The organism is Parahaemophilus parainfluenzae (assembly GCF_001055095.1).
Taxonomy (GTDB): Bacteria; Pseudomonadota; Gammaproteobacteria; order Enterobacterales; family Pasteurellaceae; genus Haemophilus_D; species Haemophilus_D parainfluenzae_Z.
The window spans coordinates 37,177-54,508 of the sequence record NZ_JVHG01000014.1; the positions used below are offsets into that span (position 1 = coordinate 37,177).

The following is a 17,332-nucleotide window of genomic DNA, read 5'->3' on the forward strand; positions in this document are numbered from 1 at the left end:
CTTAAATATATTCTTTGAAGAGAGATAAATACATACTATCAAGTAGTTAGCGTATTTTATATTCAAAAGATCAGGTTAAATTTGCCAATTTAGACGTCTTGCTATTTTACGGCAATTTCTTTCACTCTAAATTCGGTGCCACTTCGACGTTGTAAACATGCACTGTGACAATGTGGACAGCAATCTTGATAGGCTTCAATCTCAACTTCCTTTTGACATTGCCAGCACCATGCAATCGCAGGTAAATGGATAAAATGTAACTGACAGTTTTCAGCAACGGTATCTTTACGCATAATTTCAAAGCAAAATTCTACCGCACTTTGCTCGACACAAGACAGTGCCCCAATTTCTAGCCAAATATCTGTCACTTCATGGATTTCATGCTTTTTCTGTTGTTGATCAATAATTTCCATAATATTCTGACAGAGAGACATCTCATGCATGATTTTCTCCTTAAAATAAAAAAGCAATCTGTTCCAATTTTACTCTTTTTTAATGTTTATTTTCAGCTTTTCTGTGTTTTGCTGTTCGATATTTAAACGTTATTTGAAAAATTTTTCCTGGTACGCGCGCTAGACATCATTTTAGCGGCACAAAATTAATGCCACTATGCTGCAATAAGGTATTCATTAAATCATTATTTTGCTCAAACTGACTACATTTGCCTTTGAGCTGAATTAAGCGAATTCTCAAGTGAGCCAATTCATGGATCCGTTTTGATACTTCTCGAATATGTCGATCTAGCAGCTCATTAATTTCCCTTTCCTGCTCTTGAGTGGCACATTGAGGATTGAGCAACATTTTGATTTCTTTTAGTGAAATATCCAAACTTCGACAATAACAAATAAAAGAAAGTTGTTTCAAATGCTCTTCCGTATAAACACGAAAATTACCACTTGTTCGTTTGGCGGGTTCGATTAATCCTTGTTTTTCATAGAAACGTACGGCTTCCACCGTACAGCCAACGATATTGGCTAGTTGACCAATTTTCATTTTTATAAAATTACACTTGACTCTGAAGTTACTTCATGTTTTATACTTTACCACAGTGTTCACATGTTAGAAAAGGAGAACTTCCATGAAAAAAACAACATTACTTATCACTGCACTATTCGGTGCATCACTCGCTAATGCACATAATGTTTGGTTGGAGCCTGCTAAGGATGCAAAAGGGCAATATGTGGTTAAATTTGGTCATGAGGAAACTGAAACCTATCCTCAAAGCAAATTAAAAGCAGTGCGCCTACTTGATGCTAAAGGCCAATTGCAAAATGCCACAGTAAACTTTAAAGAAGGCGAAGCACACTTTGCTGCACCTGATGCAGCCATCGCATTTATTCGCTTTGATAATGGTGTTTGGTCAAAATTACCAAGCGGTAAATATGTCGAAAAAACCAAACAACAGGCACCTGATGCTGTACTTAGTGTTAATCCGATCAAATTCGGTAAAGCGATTTTACACTGGGATGCACAAGCGAATAAATCACATAATATGGATTATGAATTGATCCCTCAAAGTGAACCGAAAGCGGGACAACCACTCGATATTCTCGTGTTAGTAAAAGGTAAACCTGTGCAAGGCATCAAAGTGGGGTTAGGCGAAGATCAACCATTCAACTTAACCAATGAAAAAGGAGTTGCACAATTCACGCCTAAAGCGGGTTATAACAAAGTCTGGGCAGAATTTGACGAGCCGGTTAAGGACAATCCTGACTATAACAAACGTAGTGTTGAATATATGCTAACTTTTGATGCGAAATAATGAAAAGAGTTGTATTTTTAACCGCACTTTTCACCTGGCTGTGCGCACCATCAGCATTGGCTCATAGTTTGCATGTTTTTGCTCAATATGATGGGCACACAGTCTCTGGCAAAGCCTATTATTCCGATATGACCCCAGCGGCAGAAACCTATATGGAGATTTGGCAAGCTGGCCAGGATACCCCTCTATTGGAAGGCAAAACGGATCACGATGGGCAATTTGCCTATCCTATTCATACTACTGCCGAAGGTGCCATTAAAGTAGTAATAGAAGGTGAAGAAGGACATCGAGCCTCAATTGTTGCCAACAGAGTATCTGCGCAAGCCACTAATAACAATGACAATACATTGATGTTGGTCCGCGAAGATATTTCTAAATTAAAAGACAAAATTTATTTGCACGATATTATTGGTGGTATCGGTTATATTGTTGGTATTTTCGGCTTATGGGCATTGATTAGAGCCTCAAAGGTGACAAGTACATCGCAATCTAAGGAAAGATAATATGCATTTATCGGAAGGTGTGTTGCATACACCCGTATTGCTTGGTGGTGCAGCTGTCGCATTAGTCTGCGTAATGATTGGTCTTAAACGACTCAATTCGCAGCAATTGCCGCTAACAGCATTGTTTGCCGCTGCTTTTTTTGTTGCGGGTACCATTCATGTACCGGTTGGCATTGGCAGCGTGCATCTCATCTTAAACGGCATGGCCGGCCTATTTCTTGGTTGGACGGTATTCCCTGCCTTTTTAATCGCATTAGTCCTACAAGCCTTACTCTTTTCCTTCGGGGGATTTGCTGTATTAGGTGTCAATTTATGCGTAATGGCATTACCTGCCCTTCTCGTACATTGGCTATTTGCAAAAAGACTTGAAAATGACAATTCCCGTCGCACTCAAATTACTGCAGGAATTGGAGCTGGCGTGATCGGCGTTGGCGGTTCAGCCTTGCTCGCATCCCTTGTCTTGGCACTGGATGGCGGTAAAGCCTACAGCGATCTAATTATGCTTCTGGTGATATCACATATTCCCGTGTTTATTATCGACAGTATCGTCAGTATTGGTGTGGTCTTATTGTTAAACAAAATGTATCCAACAGCGCTCAGTGTGGTGAAATGAATTTCCTTGCTATTTTTCAACCGCACTTGCGATTAATTTATGTGTTTTTGTGTGGACTTATCGTCAGCACAATGACACATATTTCAACGCTTATTATCCTTAATCTAGTCGTATTAGTCGGATTACTTATTGCGCTAATACGCTATCGAAAATCCCTTGCCGGTTATTTCAAATATTGGCTTAAACTGAATTTTTTCACTTTGCTTGTTTGGTTGACCTTAAGCTGGAAAATCACCGAACAAGGTTTAGCATTAAATCCAATAGGGATTCAGCTTGCACTGCTCATCACGCTACGTTTCAATTTGATTTTAAGTTTAACTCGCCTCTTGTTAATTGATATGAACGAGAGCCTTTTATTGCAAGCATTGTGCCGTTTGCCATTACCCGAAAAACTACTTCACCTATTTGTTCTCACTGTGCGCTATATTTCCGTGTTCAGTGAAGTACATAAAAAGATGGATATGGCAATGCGAGCACGAGGCTACCAGCCAAAACTTAATGGCAGAACCTTATTTATCACGGCGCAGCGTGTCGCCCTATTATTAATTCATGCACTTGTTAAAGCAGAAAAAACAGAAATGGCACTCAAAGCTCGTGGCTTTCATCTGCATGATGTGAAAAAAACACAGGATAAATCTTGATGAACGTCCTCGAAGTCAAACAATTACAGATCATGCGCGACCAACGCGTGATTATTGATAACCTTTCTTTTGAACTCCCTGAAGGTCATCGCCTTTTTTTACAAGGCGATATTGGTTGTGGGAAATCAACCTTATTACACTGTCTATTAGGTTTTATACCTTACCAACAAGGAGAAATTCGCTGGTTCGGTAATGTATGTCGACAAGAAAAAGATTTTGTACCACTACGTGGAAAGGTAGGCATCTGTTTCCAACATGCTGGCGATCAACTTTTCGGCCCAACTGTACTTGATGATGTGGCCTTTGGTCCACTCAATCAGGGATTGAACCGAGATGAAGCCTATCAAATTGCATTACAGCAATTGGAACGTCTGAATATTGTTGGATTAAAAGATCGCTCTGTGAATACCTTATCTGGTGGTGAACAGAATTTTACTGCGCTAGCCGGCGTACTGGCGATGCAGCCCAAAGTATTATTATTGGATGAACCAACGAATGGACTCGATGTAAAAAATATCGCCAAACTGACCGCACTTTTACGCGAATTACAGTTGCCAATGCTTATTGCTTCACATGATTTACGCTTTAGTGAAACACTTGCGGATTCCTGTTTATCTTTAGCTACGGATAACGATGGCTAAATGCGTTCATCATGCGTAAGAAATAATTGAATAAAAAACGGGCGAACCATTTAAGTTCGCCCGTAATTCATTTATGACGCTAATCAAGCCACAAGGGCGGTTTCTTTTAAGCGATTTTTTAATTTCGCGTATTCAGTTACCACATAGCGTTCAGCCCAGGCTTGGTCTTCGATTTTATCAATACGAACCGCGCTATATTTGTATTCCGGCGTTCTAGAACCTGGATTCAAATGTTCAGCGGTTAATTCGTTACATTTACCGATCCACCACTGATAGGTCATATAGCAAGCGCCTTTGTTTGTACGAGTGCTCACATCTGCACGAGAAATAACTTTACCGCGTGATGAGGCAATCCAAACCAAGTCGTTGTTTTTAATGCCCAATTCTTTGGCATCTTGATCGTTCATTTGTACGAATCCCGGCTCATCCGCAAGTGCAGCAAGAGCTCGGCAGTTACCGGTCATTGAACGGCAGGAATAGTGACCCACTTCACGTACTGTGGAAAGTATCAATGGGAATTCTTCAGAGAGATCTTCCATTGGTGGTTCCCAGTCGCAAGCAAAGAACTCAGCTTTGCCATTCGGACGGTCGAAGATTTGGCCTTTATACAAGTATGTTGTACCTTGATCTTCAGGGCCTTCGTCAGTACATGGCCATTGGATATAGCCCATGCCTTCCATTTTTTCGTAGGTTGCCCCTTTGTAAATTGGGCAAAGTGAACGAAGTTCATCCCAAATTTCTTTGGTATTGTTATAGTGCATTGGGTAACCCATTGCTGTAGCTAGTTCACTAATGATCACCCAGTCATCCTTGACGTCGCCAGTTGGTTCAACGGCTTTATAGAAACGTTGGAAACCACGGTCAGCGGCACTATACACACCTTCATGCTCAGCACAAGAAGTGGCAGGCAATAAAATATCTGCTTCTGCGGCTGTTTGAGTCATAAAGATATCTTGAACGATGAGAAGTTCAACTTTCTCGAAGGCTTTTTTAACCGCATTAATATCAGGCTCAGTTTGTAATGTATCTTCACCCATGATATAGAATGCTTTAATTTTATCTTCCATGATCGCTTCAGGCACTTCACTCAACGGCACACCTGGTTTTGTTGGAATAGATGGCACGCCCCAAGCTTTCGCAAATTTTGCGTTAGTTTCTGGGTCAGCAAAACTTTGATAGCCTGGTAATGTGTTGAATAACGCCCCCATATCGCACGCGCCCTGTACGTTGTTTTGACCACGTACTGGATTCACCCCAACATTTGGTTTACCTAAGTTGCCGGTAAGCATTGCCAAGCTTGCTAATGCACGTACGGTTTCTACACCTTGACGGAATTGGCAAACGCCCATACCCCATAAGATAGTAGCAGTTTCCGCTTTTGCATAAGTGCGGGCAATTTCACGCAACATTTCAGGTTCAATACCGGTGATATGTTGTGTGGATTCCGGTGTATAAGCTTTCACGGTTTCATAGAACGCATCGAAGTTTTCGGTGTGCTCATCAATAAATTTTTGATCTTGTAATCCTTCTTCTAAAATCACATTCATCATCGCATTCAAGAATGCGACGTTAGACCCGTTAGCAAGCGGCGCATAAATATCCGCAATACGGGCTGTTTCGATTTTACGAGGGTCACAAACAATGACTTTCGCCCCTTTTGCTTTGGCGTGGTTAATCCGACGCGCCACAATAGGGTGTGAAGTGGAGGCATTATAGCCAAAAATGAATACGCATTTGGTATCTTCAATCTCAACAATTGAGTTGGACATTGCGCCGTTACCGACCGATTTGAGCAGACCTGTTACAGAAGGGCCGTGTCACACGCGCGCACAACAGTCAATGTTGTTATTTCCTAATACCGCACGGGCGAATTTTTGCATAACGAAGTTCACTTCATTACCTGGTCCACGGGAAGATCCCGTTACCATAATCGATTCGTTACCGTACTTTTCTTTGATTTCACTGAGACGTCTTGCTGTGTAAGAAATCGCTTCTTCCCAGCTCACTGGTGTGAATGGTTCGCCACGTTTGTAGCGGATCATCGGTTGAGTTAGGCGAGGAGTCAGGATTTTTGTATCATGCACAAAATCCCAGCCATAATATCCTTTTAGGCATAACTCCCCTTCGTTTGTCTTGCCGTTTGCACCTTCAGCTCCCACAATTTTGTTGTTTTCCACCAAAAGATGGATTTTACAACCTGAGGCACAATACGGACATACGGTAATTACTTTTTTAATAGCCATAGTAACGTCCTTATTTTAGTACAACACGAGGTTAGAGATAGAATTAGAATAATTAATTCTGGGTATATATTACACCCAAAATCAATTCATAGTATTACAAAAAACATGGATTTATTGATATAAAACAGGTTTTCGTAATATTTTTAAAATATGTTTAGAAAATCCCCCTCACTTTTTCTACAAAACAGGAATCTCTTCAAGCGATCTTCCCTCTTTTAAAAAATCATACATAAATTGCACAGACTCTTTTACACTTTCTGTCATTGGAAAACCAAAGGAAACCAGATCGGGTTGGAGCCCAACAAAAACGATTTGTTTAATATCTTGTTCCAGTTGTTCAATGAGGTAATTGAGCGGCATATTATGCGTACTCATGAAAAACATTTCCGCAATGCTCTCTTTTTCAATGATTCGGATTTTACCTGGCGCTAATTCCATATCAGCTGCATCGAAAATTAAAAGCAAATCGGGTTTCATGTCTCGCACAATATGTGCAACATTCTCTGGTGCTGAGCCGCCGTCAAGTGCGGTCCAATTTGGCAATGGATTTTCACTCAATAGCTGATAGAGATAAGGGCCTGCACCGTCATCACCCATCATGCTGTTACCAACGGTTAAGATCACATTATTCGTCACGACGTTTCACCATAATATACATCACAGGTTCACGCTGAATCGATGCTAACGTATCCATCAGAATTTCGACCCACTCTTGATGTTCTGGGGTAAAATTGGCTTTATTTTCATCCATTGCTTTCGCCAATAAATTGACATGGCTGGAATCAATCACAATTTCACCAAATCGCATTAAGCCGGCAAATTTACGTTTAGCATCCCCTTCTGGAAAGCTATCTACAAAACGTTGATAAGCATCGTAGTCACAAACCAGTAATTTTTTAAAACAATCAATTACGCCAACATGGTGACCAATCGCCAAAGAGTAATACATCACCTGTTTTGCTTGCTCTGGCACTTGTTCATCGTTTTCGACGAAACGTTCGTTTAATAAATAGAAAAAGACTTTCGTTGTCATAACATTCCCATTTTTATAGGGGCAATCACTTGCCCCATAATTAATTATCCCGAAAACGGCAGACTAATCGCATGCAAACGATTGACGATTTCGCTTAAACGCGGATCGGCTTCGCGTTCTAGGTATTCACCTAAACGTACACCAAATGGTACTTTGTCATTTTCTGTCATCATTGCCATAAATTGGTTAGCGATGTTACCGCCTTGACGATAACCGGCAAGACGACGCGCTTCACGTTCAAGACTAATACGTAAATCCAACGGAATAGTTGGGAAACGCAATTTAGCTTCAGCGTTAGGATCAGCTTTTTCTTGTTTACCTTTGAGCTTTTGATCAAGCAAACCAAGTGCTACCGCGAATCCATAAATTGTCGCTGCAGGGGTTGGAGGACAGCCAGGGATATACACATCAATTGGTACAATTTGATCACTACCGCCCCAAACACAATAGAGATCGTGGAAAATACCGCCGCCACAACCGCAAGCACCGTAAGAAATACAGATTTTAGGATCCGGTGCAGCTTGGTAAGCACGCATTGCTGGCGTACGCATCGCACGGGTAACCGCACCGGTGAACAATAAAATGTCCGCATGACGAGGTGAGGCTACCACTTTAATACCAAAACGTTCTGCATCGAATGTTGGCGTAATGGTACTGAAAATTTCGATTTCACACCCATTACAACCGCCGCAGTCCACACGATAAACGTAAGCTGAACGTTGAATATCTTTCAGCAACGTTTGTTTCATTTTGGCAATATTTTCATCAATACTAAACGGTGTTGATATGCCATTGACCGGCATTGGAATTTGTGTGTTCATCGTCTTTCGCCTCCTGCTAAAACGTTAGGTAAATCAACCGCACTTTGTTCTCGTTGCTCGAGCGCATTTTTGAAATTCAAGCGAACCGGCTCTTTAAAGTCGATTAATTTCATCCGCATATTGGATTCCATATTCGCGGTTTTTTCTAAGCTGTGCTGACGTTTACAAACCGGACAAGTATGCAACTCTGCCAATTTTTGTTTCACTAATTCAGGTTTATCTAAAGTTTGTTTGAATAAATCAATGGTGTAATTCAATTCTTTATAAGAAATAAACGGTTTACCACATTCCTGACAAGTTACAGTAGCAAAGGTGGTTTCTTGGAAAAGATCCTGTTTATTGGTCACTGAGAGTTCAAAATCTTGTGATAAGCGAATCGCCTTAGTTGTGCAAACTTCTTCACAACGACCACAGAAAATACAACGACCAAGGAATAATGACCATGTACGGTCGCCTGTCACTGGATCCGTTCTCATGGTCAACGCATTGGCTGGACAGGCAATGGTACAAGCCGCACAGACAATACATTGATCAGAATTGAGTTCCGGTTTTCCTCTAAAATCATCATCGACTTCATAAGGTTTGAACGGATATTTGGTGGTAACATCACCTGCTTTAAATACCGTTTTTAGTAATTTAAACATTTTCCGCCTCCCCTATTTCAATGGTGAATTTTTACGTTCGATACCGTAACGTTCAATTTCTTTATAATCCACAGTTTTCGCTTTGCGTTTACGCACATCCACCACAGTGACACGGTCGGTACAAGAATAGCAAGGGTCAAGACTACCAATAATAAGTGGTGCATCAGACACTGTATTGCCACGCAACATGTAGCGTAAGGTTGGCCAGTTAGCATAAGTGGCAGCACGACAACGCCAACGGAAAAGTTTTTGGTTGTCGCCTAGCATTGACCAGTGAATATCTTCGCCACGTGGAGCTTCGGTAATCCCTAAAGCAAAACGTCCAGGCGTATAATTGAAACCTTCTTTTAAGATTTCACCACTTGGCAAATTATCCACCATGTAATCAATGATATTCATGGATTCAAATACTTCATTAATCCGCACTTTCACACGGGATAATACGTCGCCATTTGCTTCAGTGAAGAGATTGAAAGGGATATCGCCATAACCAGAGAATGGATGTACTTTACGCACATCACGCGCAAAGCCAGAACCACGGATCATTGGTCCTACCGGACTAAAGTCACGAGCGATATCTTTTGCCAAGACACCAACGCCTACCGTACGTTGTTCCATATTCGGTGTATTTAATAAAATATCGGTTAAGGTTTTGAGTTCTTCACGCATTTCACCAATCAACTTGATACATTGTTCACGTTGATGTTTCAACATATCACGACGCACACCGCCGATTAGGTTAATACCATAGGTTTTACGTGCACCAGTTAATACTTCCGCTAATGTCATGGATTTTTCACGTACACGGAAGAATTGCATAAAGCCAGTATCAAAGCCGGTAAAGTGGCTAGATAGACCTAAGTTTAATAAGTGACTGTGTAAGCGTTCCACTTCTAACAAAATCGCACGGATCCATTCAGCGCGTTTTGGAATTTGAATGCCCAATGCACTTTCGACGGAATTAGCATAGGCCACACTGTGAGTGAAACCGCAAATCCCGCACACACGGTCGGCAAGGAAGTTAACTTGGTCGTAATCCATGCGAGTTTCTGCCAATTTTTCCATACCGCGGTGCACATAGAACAAACGATAGTCCGCATCGATGATGTCTTCCCCATCCACGAACAAACGGAAGTGTCCTGGTTCGTCTGAGGTGATGTGCAATGGACCAATTGGCACAATGCGCGCTTCGCCTTTTTCGTTAATAAATTCGTATGTTTCTGTTGCCGTTGTTGGATCCGGACGTAAACGATAATCCATTGAGTCTTTACGTAATGGATACAGATCATCCGGCCAATCATCTGGCAACACTAAGCGACGTTGGTCAGGCAAGCCAACCGCTTTTAAGCCGTACATATCGAATAATTCACGTTCGCCCCAAACAGCCGCTTTGACTTTTGGTGTTACTGATGGGAATTCCAAGCTGACTGGATCGACTAAGGCTTTAATGGTGACAAAGGTTTTGACTTCCCCTTCCATGGATAGCACATAGTACACCGCATAATTGCCATGGATTGAGCGTTCATCATTCCCGAACACTAAAGGCAACCAACCGTCATGTTGGTAATAGAGATATTCCACCACATCAGGCAACATATTCGTTTTTACGGTAAGCGTAACCTGATTGGGTGTTGACCACTCCTCATCCAAAATAGTATTTGGAAATTTTGCATTGACTGCTTCAATGTAATTTTTGCCAATCATTTTGGCTGGATCGACTGATGTATTTTTAGTTAATTCCATATATTTATCCCTCCTGTCGATCATTGCGCTAAACTTTGCCAAGGTAAAACTAACATTTCACCAAAAGACACTTGTTCAGATCCGAGTACAATTCCGACCGCACTTTTTAATAACTGCAAAATTGGTTCGGCAATATGAATACCCATAATAAACATGAATAACAATAAAATTGCCATCGCCACGAGTGAAACTTTGTTCACATCCCCCACTTCAACATTATCCGGTTGTTTGCCTAATACGGTTTTTAATACCATTAAAGACAATCCCGCTAACACGATAGTGAGTAAAATTAAACAGAACACCATTAACCAAGTTTTACCTGCGTAAATACCGGCAACAGCAATACTGAATTCACTGACGAACACGTTAAATGGTGGGATACCACCTAGTGCTAATGCACCACCGGCAAATAACACCGCCGTCATTGGTGCTACACGCCATAAACCACGTACTTGGTTCATATCACGTGTTTTATATTTTAATAATATGTTACCTGAAGCACAGAATAACAAGGTTTTCGCTAAACTATGGTTGATGGTATGTAATAAACCCGCAAATACACCGATTGGGCCACCTAAACCAAAGGCAAAGCTAATTAACCCCATGTTTTCAATACTGGAATATGCCAATAAACGTTTGATGTCAAATTGGACGATAATAAACAACGCCGCCACTAATACAGAGAGTAAACCAAATACCAACAATAAGGTTTGCGGGTATGTAGAACCGACTGCTTTAGAAACTAAGATGTAATAACGCAATACCACCAACATGGCACAATTCAATAATACAGCTGATAGAATCGCACTCACTGGACTTGGTGCCTCACTGTGTGCATCAGACAACCAAGTATGCATTGGGAATAGACCGCATTTAGTACCAAACCCAACCAAAATAAAGGCAAAAGCAAGATACATGAGCATTGGATTCAAACCCGCTGCCTGTTGATTAATTTCTGTCCAGAAAATAGCTTGGCTTGGGTCAGCTAAAAGATTAGTTCCATTAGAGAACGTTAAAATTGTGCCATACAATCCAAACGCCACCCCAACTGAACAAATAATGATGTATTTCCATGCTGCCTCAAGAGAGGTTTTTTGTTTGTATGTGCCGACCAAGAATGCAGAACTTAATGTAGTTGCTTCAATGGCTGCCCACATCAAAATCACATTATTGGTGATCACAGAAATAATCATGGTAAAGAAAAACAAATGCAAAAAGCCGTAATAATTGCAATATGTTTTCAAATCAAGATGCCCTTCGCGATATTCCGTACCAATGTAGCCGATAGAATAAATACCGGCTAATGTTCCGACAATAGCGATGAGACCTAAGAAAATAGCAGATAGACTGTCGATGTAAACCCAGTTATTTAATGCACTGATTTCCCCCTGAGTTAGCACGCCATTAATAACTTGTAAGGCAAATGCTAACATCAAAATCAAACCTGTAATATGAAGTGCGGTACAAATTGTCCGTGCTTTTGTCACGCCACAAGCGAAACTGGCAAGTGATATTGCTAAAGGTGCGATTAATAACGCGATTATCCATTGTTCATACATAGCGTTACCCCTTCAAACTCATAAGTTGTTTTGCATCTAATGAATGGAATGTACGGTAAATTTTGTTTACCAACACCACCATTATGATGACGGCAAAAATAGCATCTGTGGCAATTCCGATTTCCACTAACTCAGGTGCTTTATTTGCCAATAAGGCTAATGTGAGATGAGAACCGTTTTCCATCAAACAATAACCGAATACTTGTTTTACGATATTGCGTTGGCTAACAATGCATACTAAACCTAATAAGAAGTGACTTAATGACACTGATAATGCCGGTTTAAGATGTGCAACCAACGGTAAATCGATTGGAACAACAACAAAGTAGCACAATGTAACTATCACTGCTGTGATCGGGATCAACCAAGCGACATTTATTCCAGCTGGAGTTTGACTTTCATCAACTTTTTTCATCGCATAGATCAAAATTGCTGGCACCAAAAGCACTTTGGTAATAAATGCGCTAATTGACCACATATAAAGTTCGTGGGCTTGCATTTCATTAGCAAGATAAACAAACAGTAATACCAATACCAATGATTGCAAACTGTAAAATAACGCAGCTTTTTTGGCGGTTCGAACCATAATTACGCAAAGAGAGGTAATAATGAGTAAACACGCAAGTCCATTTATCATTAACATAGATTCCTCCTTAACCTAACCAGCCAAACCTAACCAATATGCGGCGATAAAACTGGACACCACGGACATCACCATTAATACAACTAATACAAAACGCATAGAGAATGGTATAGGCTGTGCATTGGCAACCGCTTCTGATGGTTTACCGATGACACATTGTCCGAATTTATACAACAACCATACGAATGTTGCGGTAGATTCAACTAAAGCAAGCACCATTAACCAAGTAATCCAGCCATATTCATGACCTAATTCAAATCCGGCCGCAAATAATGGATATTTACTGAAGAATCCGTTAAACGGTGGAACCCCGGCAATCGCTAATGCTGCTACGCCAAATCCAGCCCCTACCACTGGCATTGTACGCATAATGCCTTGTAGTAATGGCATAGAACGAGTTCCTGTCGCATAACTTAATGAACCCGCAACCAAGAAGAATAAGCTTTTCGCGAAAGCATGGTTGAAGATGTAGCTAATCGCTGCAACAAAGGCCAATTTAGAACCTAATGCAGCAAGAGAAATCCCAATGAAAATATAAGACAGTTGGGTAATAGTTGAATACGCCAATAAACGTTTTAAGTCAGTTTGTGGCAAGTACATTAAGAAGCCGTAAATTAAGGTAATCATCGCCATGATGATGCCGACTTCACCCACAATATGTGGAATCTCACCAGCAGACATAACAGAACGAGCGAAGATATAGACCCCAACTTTAACCATTGATGCGGCGTGCAAATACGCACTCACCGGTGTTGGTGCTTCCATCGCATTTGGCAACCAAATTTGCATTGGTAATTGCGCTGATTTACCCCACGCAGCAAACATCACACCGAATAACACGATGGTTTTCGCACTCGGATCTAAATGTTCTAATGCTGTGATAGAGAAAGTACCTGATTGGCTGAACAAATACGCTGCAGCAATATATAACCCGATTGCCCCCACGTGGGTAATAATCAAGGCTTTCATTGCGGCGGCTTGGGCTTTTGGTGTTTGGTAATAACTGATTAATGCCCAAGAACATCCCCCGGTAATTTCGAAGAACAATAATTGTCCAGCTAAAGTTGAGGAATACACCAAGCCCGCCATGGCACCGATAAAGATGAGCAAGAATGCATAAAAACGTGGTAACCCGTTATGTGGGTGTTCACGGTTCTTATCGGTTAAGTAACCACAAGAATATAAGCAGATTAAGAAACCTAAGGCCACAACGGCAAAGGCAATTAATGTACTGACTGCATCAAGCGTTACACCAAAGATCGCGGTTTTATCAAACGCGACGATGTCATAAGTAACGCTTTGATGACCATCGGCAAACCATTGTCCTGCGACTAACAAGGTTCCCAACGTAGCAAGCGCAGCAAATACTGTGGCAATTTGAGCAAAATGTTTTTTGTTCAAACCGACAATAAACGCTCCTACGAAAGGTAAAATGATTGTAATCAGAGCTAAACGTTCCATATTTGTCCTCCTTACAACCCAGTGAAGTAAAATACAAACGCCAACACAGAAATGCCGAAGCCGACCACGGTTAAACGTCCTGTTAACATAAAGCGGGTACGAGAAAGTGTGTTTTCAAAGACACAAGCCAATACGAACACCACTAATAATTTCACGAAGAATAAAATACCACCTAAAATGACCGCACTTAAGCTCATCTCTGTCGGGATACCGAAAGGAAGCAACACGCTCACAAAGATAGATGCCACAACCATAGATTTTAAACTTAAGCCGATTTTTAATAAGGCGAGTGCTGGACCAGAATATTCAGTCAATGGACCTTCTTGTAACTCTTGTTCTGCTTCTGCCAAATCAAATGGAATTTTACCCATTTCAATAAATACGGCGAAGAATGCTGCAGCGATAGCAATCACTGTCGCAATTGGATATTGCCAAGTGTTTTCGGAAAGTGCATTACCGATAACCGCAAAATTGGTTGAACCGGCAATTAACGCAATGACAAGGAATGCCAACATGAGAATTGGCTCTACCAAGACACCTAATGTGACTTCACGACTTGCCCCTAAACTTGAGAATGTGCTGTTTGAATCCAAACCCGCAATTGAAAAGAAGAAACGGAACAAGGCGAATAAGTAAATCACGGTGATTAAATCACTGCCAACGCCAAACGGTGCGACACGGGTAAACAAAGGCAAGCTCATGGCAACTACCATCACGGTGCTGATTAGCACATAAGGCATCACTTTAGAAACCCAACCCGCATTGTCAGGCCAAATGTTTTGACGTTTCATTAATTTCGCAATATCGCGATAATCTTGTAACACGCCCGGACCGCGACGAGATTGAATTCGTGCTCGGATCATACGTGAAATACCGGAAAATAACGGTGCAAGGGCAAGCAAAATCAAGGCTTGCACGATGGCAAAAACAAACATTCCGGCAGATGTTGCAATTTCTGAAGGTAACGTAATCATCTTCAACCTCCTACATCAACGCAATGGAAAGTAGTATTGCCACCAAGGCAATCACGAAGTACACGCAGTACACACGGAAGTCACCTTGTTGCAACCATTGGATTTTTGTTCCTAACCACGGAATAAAACGAGCGATAGGCATCGTCATTTTTTCTTCCCAGAAAGGTTCAGCTTTTGTTGCGCCTTTAATTACCGCTTGGATGCCTTTATCACCTAAAGGTGCTGGATCCAACACTTCACGCAAGGTATAAAGCGATTTGAAAATCGTACGTAACGGACGAGTGAAACTACCTGCAGAGGCAGACATATCTTGTTCATAAGCATAACCACAAGCCCATGGATTGCCTTTTGCACGATCGGATAAACGTTGATTTTTGGTGAACGCATAGAAACTAAATGGCAAGAAGAAAAATGCCAATAACATAATAGTCACCATTGGTGTTGAAAGTGCAGTATGCGGTTCAGCTTGTGCGACCACTACGCCATTTTGAGCCAACATTAGTGGTTCGCTATGAGCAAGTGCGGTCGAAATTTTCGCAATTATTGGGGTCACTACTGATGCGCCCACACCTAACAACACACAGCATAACGCTAATACTGCCATGGCAATCACCATTGGTTTTGGTACTTCGCGTGCATTAGCTGCTTTTTCACTACGTGGTGCACCACCGAAGCTGATACCGTACACTTTCACGAAACAAAGTGCCGCTAACGCACCAGTCAATGCCAACATAATGATGGCAATCGGACCAGCAAGTTTTAATACGAAATCATCACTTTGGCTTAAGGTGAATAAAGATTGATAAGTAAACCATTCACTGACAAAACCGTTAAACGGTGGCAATGCAGAGATCGCCATGGTACCGATTAAGAAACAGAATGCAGTGTAAGGCATAAGTTTTCCTAAGCCGCCCATTAAGTCCATGTCTTTAGTATGCAAGCGATACATTACTGAACCTGCACCTAAGAATAACAAGCCTTTGAATACAGCATGGTTAAGTAAGTGGTATAAACCACCAAGTAAGCCTACGGTGGCCAACACTGGATGATGTGTCGCGATACCAATCATACCAACGCCCACACCCATCATAATGATGCCGATATTTTCTACCGTGTGATAAGCCAAGAGTTTTTTGATGTCATGTTCTGCCAAGGCATAAAGTACGCCGAGTACGGAAGACACCGCACCGAAGCCGAGTACGATAACGCCATACCAAACATTGGTAGAACCGAGAAGATCAACTCCTACTTTAATGATCCCGAAGATACCGATTTTAACCATCACACCAGACATCATCGCTGATGCATGAGAAGGCGCAGCTGGGTGAGCTTTCGGTAACCAGCTGTGTAATGGAATCATCCCAGCTTTAGCGCCAAAACCTAAAAATGCCAAAATAAAGGCGGTAAAGGCAAGCGGTGCCGGTAAAGTGGTTTGACGGAATGCGCTAAATTCAAAACTACCGGCATAGCAGTAGAAAATGAAGAAGGCGATCATAATTAATACCGAACCGGCATGCGCAATAAAGAAATAAAGCAAGCCTGCATTTACGGCATTGTCATCTTGTTCGGTAAGGACTAAGAAATAAGATGCCAATGACATCATTTCAAAGAATACAAGGAAGTAGAACGCATTATCGCTGGTCACTAACGCAACCATGGAAGCGATAAATAAATTCATAAAGAAGCCCATGGAACCTGCGCCTTTACCTTTGTATTCTTTTACATAAGAGAAAGAATAAAGTGCGGTCACAATCACTAATAAAGAAATGACACACACCATAAACGCAGCCAATCCATCAATACGGATGGAAAATGAGGCAAATTCAAATGGGGTTTTAAAAACATCAACGACTGTGTCGCTGCTGATCAGAACGGGGATGCAGGCAACAATACCTAACACTCCAGCAAGTACACCGGTCACGCCGGATATATTGATTGAAAGTTGTTCGTTTCGTCTCACTGCGAGCGAAATAAACGCACCTACGACATAAATCAACAGGGTCGTGATGAGTAAATTGATAGGTAAACTCATAATATCACTCCATTGATTA

The 17,332-nt window shown here is 41.4% G+C and carries 18 protein-coding genes; 5 read left to right on the forward strand and 13 right to left on the reverse strand.

The features are described 5' to 3' along the window. Positions 1-101 precede the first annotated feature (101 nt). Together hypA and ADA56_RS03735 are read right to left on the reverse strand one after the other, a co-directional pair. Positions 102-443 carry a hydrogenase maturation nickel metallochaperone HypA gene (gene hypA, locus ADA56_RS03730; RefSeq protein WP_049367967.1) on the reverse strand — a complete coding sequence of 114 codons (342 nt, stop codon included), beginning with the start codon at positions 441-443 and terminating at the stop codon, positions 102-104. 136 nt (positions 444-579) lie between these two features. Next, positions 580-993 carry a MerR family transcriptional regulator gene (locus ADA56_RS03735; protein WP_005697590.1) on the reverse strand — a complete coding sequence of 138 codons (414 nt, stop codon included), beginning with the start codon at positions 991-993 and terminating at the stop codon, positions 580-582. Between the two features lie 85 nt (positions 994-1,078). Here ADA56_RS03735 and ADA56_RS03740 point away from each other — a divergent pair, with 85 nt between their 5' ends. From ADA56_RS03740 to ADA56_RS03760, 5 genes are read left to right on the forward strand one after another with little or no spacing between them, the layout of a single operon-like run. Beyond that, the gene (locus ADA56_RS03740; RefSeq protein ID WP_049369319.1) at positions 1,079-1,762 is read left to right on the forward strand and encodes a DUF4198 domain-containing protein; all 684 of its coding nucleotides are present in this window, start codon (positions 1,079-1,081) and stop codon (positions 1,760-1,762) included. Further along, on the forward strand, positions 1,762-2,265 hold the full coding sequence (locus ADA56_RS03745; RefSeq protein ID WP_049369322.1) for a hypothetical protein: 504 nt from the start codon (positions 1,762-1,764) through the stop codon (positions 2,263-2,265). Before ADA56_RS03740 ends, ADA56_RS03745 begins: the two co-directional genes overlap by 1 nt. A gap of 1 nt (position 2,266) precedes the next feature. Further along, the gene (gene cbiM, locus ADA56_RS03750) at positions 2,267-2,878 is read left to right on the forward strand and encodes a cobalt transporter CbiM (RefSeq protein ID WP_049369323.1); all 612 of its coding nucleotides are present in this window, start codon (positions 2,267-2,269) and stop codon (positions 2,876-2,878) included. Further along, positions 2,875-3,519, forward strand: coding sequence for an energy-coupling factor transporter transmembrane component T family protein (locus tag ADA56_RS03755; protein WP_049369325.1), 645 nt, complete (start codon positions 2,875-2,877; stop codon positions 3,517-3,519). The genes cbiM and ADA56_RS03755 overlap by 4 nt, the downstream gene beginning before the upstream one ends. Next, positions 3,519-4,160: an energy-coupling factor ABC transporter ATP-binding protein gene (locus ADA56_RS03760; protein WP_049369327.1), complete on the forward strand. Its 642-nt coding sequence runs from the start codon at positions 3,519-3,521 to the stop codon at positions 4,158-4,160. Before ADA56_RS03755 ends, ADA56_RS03760 begins: the two co-directional genes overlap by 1 nt. Positions 4,161-4,243: 83 nt before the next feature. Here the strand turns inward: ADA56_RS03760 and fdhF are convergent, their stop codons facing one another. From fdhF to hyfB, 11 genes are all read right to left on the reverse strand, one after another. Next, entirely contained in the window at positions 4,244-6,397 is a 2,154-nt protein-coding gene (fdhF, locus tag ADA56_RS03765; protein ID WP_080970256.1) for a formate dehydrogenase subunit alpha, read from the reverse strand. A 183-nt stretch (positions 6,398-6,580) separates the two neighbouring features. Continuing rightward, positions 6,581-7,039 carry a hydrogenase maturation peptidase HycI gene (gene hycI, locus ADA56_RS03775; RefSeq protein WP_005696264.1) on the reverse strand — a complete coding sequence of 153 codons (459 nt, stop codon included), beginning with the start codon at positions 7,037-7,039 and terminating at the stop codon, positions 6,581-6,583. Then, complete coding sequence (locus tag ADA56_RS03780; RefSeq protein ID WP_005696265.1) at positions 7,029-7,436, reverse strand: formate hydrogenlyase maturation HycH family protein; 408 nt, start codon at positions 7,434-7,436, stop codon at positions 7,029-7,031. The genes hycI and ADA56_RS03780 overlap by 11 nt, the downstream gene beginning before the upstream one ends. A 44-nt stretch (positions 7,437-7,480) precedes the next feature. Beyond that, positions 7,481-8,257: an NADH-quinone oxidoreductase subunit B family protein gene (locus ADA56_RS03785; RefSeq protein ID WP_049365602.1), complete on the reverse strand. Its 777-nt coding sequence runs from the start codon at positions 8,255-8,257 to the stop codon at positions 7,481-7,483. Beyond that, entirely contained in the window at positions 8,254-8,901 is a 648-nt protein-coding gene (locus ADA56_RS03790) for a formate hydrogenlyase complex iron-sulfur subunit (RefSeq protein WP_049369330.1), read from the reverse strand. Before ADA56_RS03790 ends, ADA56_RS03785 begins: the two co-directional genes overlap by 4 nt. 12 nt (positions 8,902-8,913) lie before the next feature. Further along, on the reverse strand, positions 8,914-10,644 hold the full coding sequence (locus ADA56_RS03795) for an NADH-quinone oxidoreductase subunit C (RefSeq protein ID WP_049369332.1): 1,731 nt from the start codon (positions 10,642-10,644) through the stop codon (positions 8,914-8,916). A 20-nt stretch (positions 10,645-10,664) separates the two neighbouring features. Then, complete coding sequence (locus ADA56_RS03800) at positions 10,665-12,203, reverse strand: hydrogenase 4 subunit F (RefSeq protein WP_049369333.1); 1,539 nt, start codon at positions 12,201-12,203, stop codon at positions 10,665-10,667. Positions 12,204-12,207: 4 nt separating this feature from the next. Continuing rightward, a complete protein-coding gene (hyfE, locus tag ADA56_RS03805) occupies positions 12,208-12,846 on the reverse strand; it encodes a hydrogenase 4 membrane subunit (RefSeq protein WP_005696270.1) in 639 nt (212 codons plus the stop codon). 15 nt (positions 12,847-12,861) lie between these two features. Next, on the reverse strand, positions 12,862-14,307 hold the full coding sequence (locus tag ADA56_RS03810; RefSeq protein ID WP_049365606.1) for a hydrogenase 4 subunit D: 1,446 nt from the start codon (positions 14,305-14,307) through the stop codon (positions 12,862-12,864). 11 nt (positions 14,308-14,318) lie between these two features. Beyond that, positions 14,319-15,281, reverse strand: a complete 963-nt coding sequence (locus ADA56_RS03815) for a respiratory chain complex I subunit 1 family protein (protein WP_049365607.1) — start codon at positions 15,279-15,281, stop codon at positions 14,319-14,321. A 10-nt stretch (positions 15,282-15,291) separates the two neighbouring features. Next, positions 15,292-17,313: a hydrogenase 4 subunit B gene (gene hyfB / locus ADA56_RS03820; protein WP_049369335.1), complete on the reverse strand. Its 2,022-nt coding sequence runs from the start codon at positions 17,311-17,313 to the stop codon at positions 15,292-15,294. Positions 17,314-17,332: the final 19 nt, after the last annotated feature.

Bases quoted from the DNA above. Each gene is read 5' to 3' on its own strand.
- hypA (WP_049367967.1), bottom strand. From the start codon at position 443: ATGCATGAGATGTCTCTCTGTCAGAATATTATGGAAATTATTGATCAA.
- ADA56_RS03735 (WP_005697590.1), bottom strand. From the start codon at position 993: ATGAAAATTGGTCAACTAGCCAATATCGTTGGCTGTACGGTGGAAGCC.
- ADA56_RS03740 (WP_049369319.1), top strand. From the start codon at position 1,079: ATGAAAAAAACAACATTACTTATCACTGCACTATTCGGTGCATCACTC.
- ADA56_RS03745 (WP_049369322.1), top strand. From the start codon at position 1,762: ATGAAAAGAGTTGTATTTTTAACCGCACTTTTCACCTGGCTGTGCGCA.
- cbiM (WP_049369323.1), top strand. From the start codon at position 2,267: ATGCATTTATCGGAAGGTGTGTTGCATACACCCGTATTGCTTGGTGGT.
- ADA56_RS03755 (WP_049369325.1), top strand. From the start codon at position 2,875: ATGAATTTCCTTGCTATTTTTCAACCGCACTTGCGATTAATTTATGTG.
- ADA56_RS03760 (WP_049369327.1), top strand. From the start codon at position 3,519: ATGAACGTCCTCGAAGTCAAACAATTACAGATCATGCGCGACCAACGC.
- ADA56_RS03780 (WP_005696265.1), bottom strand. From the start codon at position 7,436: ATGACAACGAAAGTCTTTTTCTATTTATTAAACGAACGTTTCGTCGAA.
- ADA56_RS03785 (WP_049365602.1), bottom strand. From the start codon at position 8,257: ATGAACACACAAATTCCAATGCCGGTCAATGGCATATCAACACCGTTT.
- ADA56_RS03790 (WP_049369330.1), bottom strand. From the start codon at position 8,901: ATGTTTAAATTACTAAAAACGGTATTTAAAGCAGGTGATGTTACCACC.
- ADA56_RS03795 (WP_049369332.1), bottom strand. From the start codon at position 10,644: ATGGAATTAACTAAAAATACATCAGTCGATCCAGCCAAAATGATTGGC.
- ADA56_RS03800 (WP_049369333.1), bottom strand. From the start codon at position 12,203: ATGTATGAACAATGGATAATCGCGTTATTAATCGCACCTTTAGCAATA.
- hyfE (WP_005696270.1), bottom strand. From the start codon at position 12,846: ATGTTAATGATAAATGGACTTGCGTGTTTACTCATTATTACCTCTCTT.
- ADA56_RS03810 (WP_049365606.1), bottom strand. From the start codon at position 14,307: ATGGAACGTTTAGCTCTGATTACAATCATTTTACCTTTCGTAGGAGCG.
- ADA56_RS03815 (WP_049365607.1), bottom strand. From the start codon at position 15,281: ATGATTACGTTACCTTCAGAAATTGCAACATCTGCCGGAATGTTTGTT.
- hyfB (WP_049369335.1), bottom strand. From the start codon at position 17,313: ATGAGTTTACCTATCAATTTACTCATCACGACCCTGTTGATTTATGTC.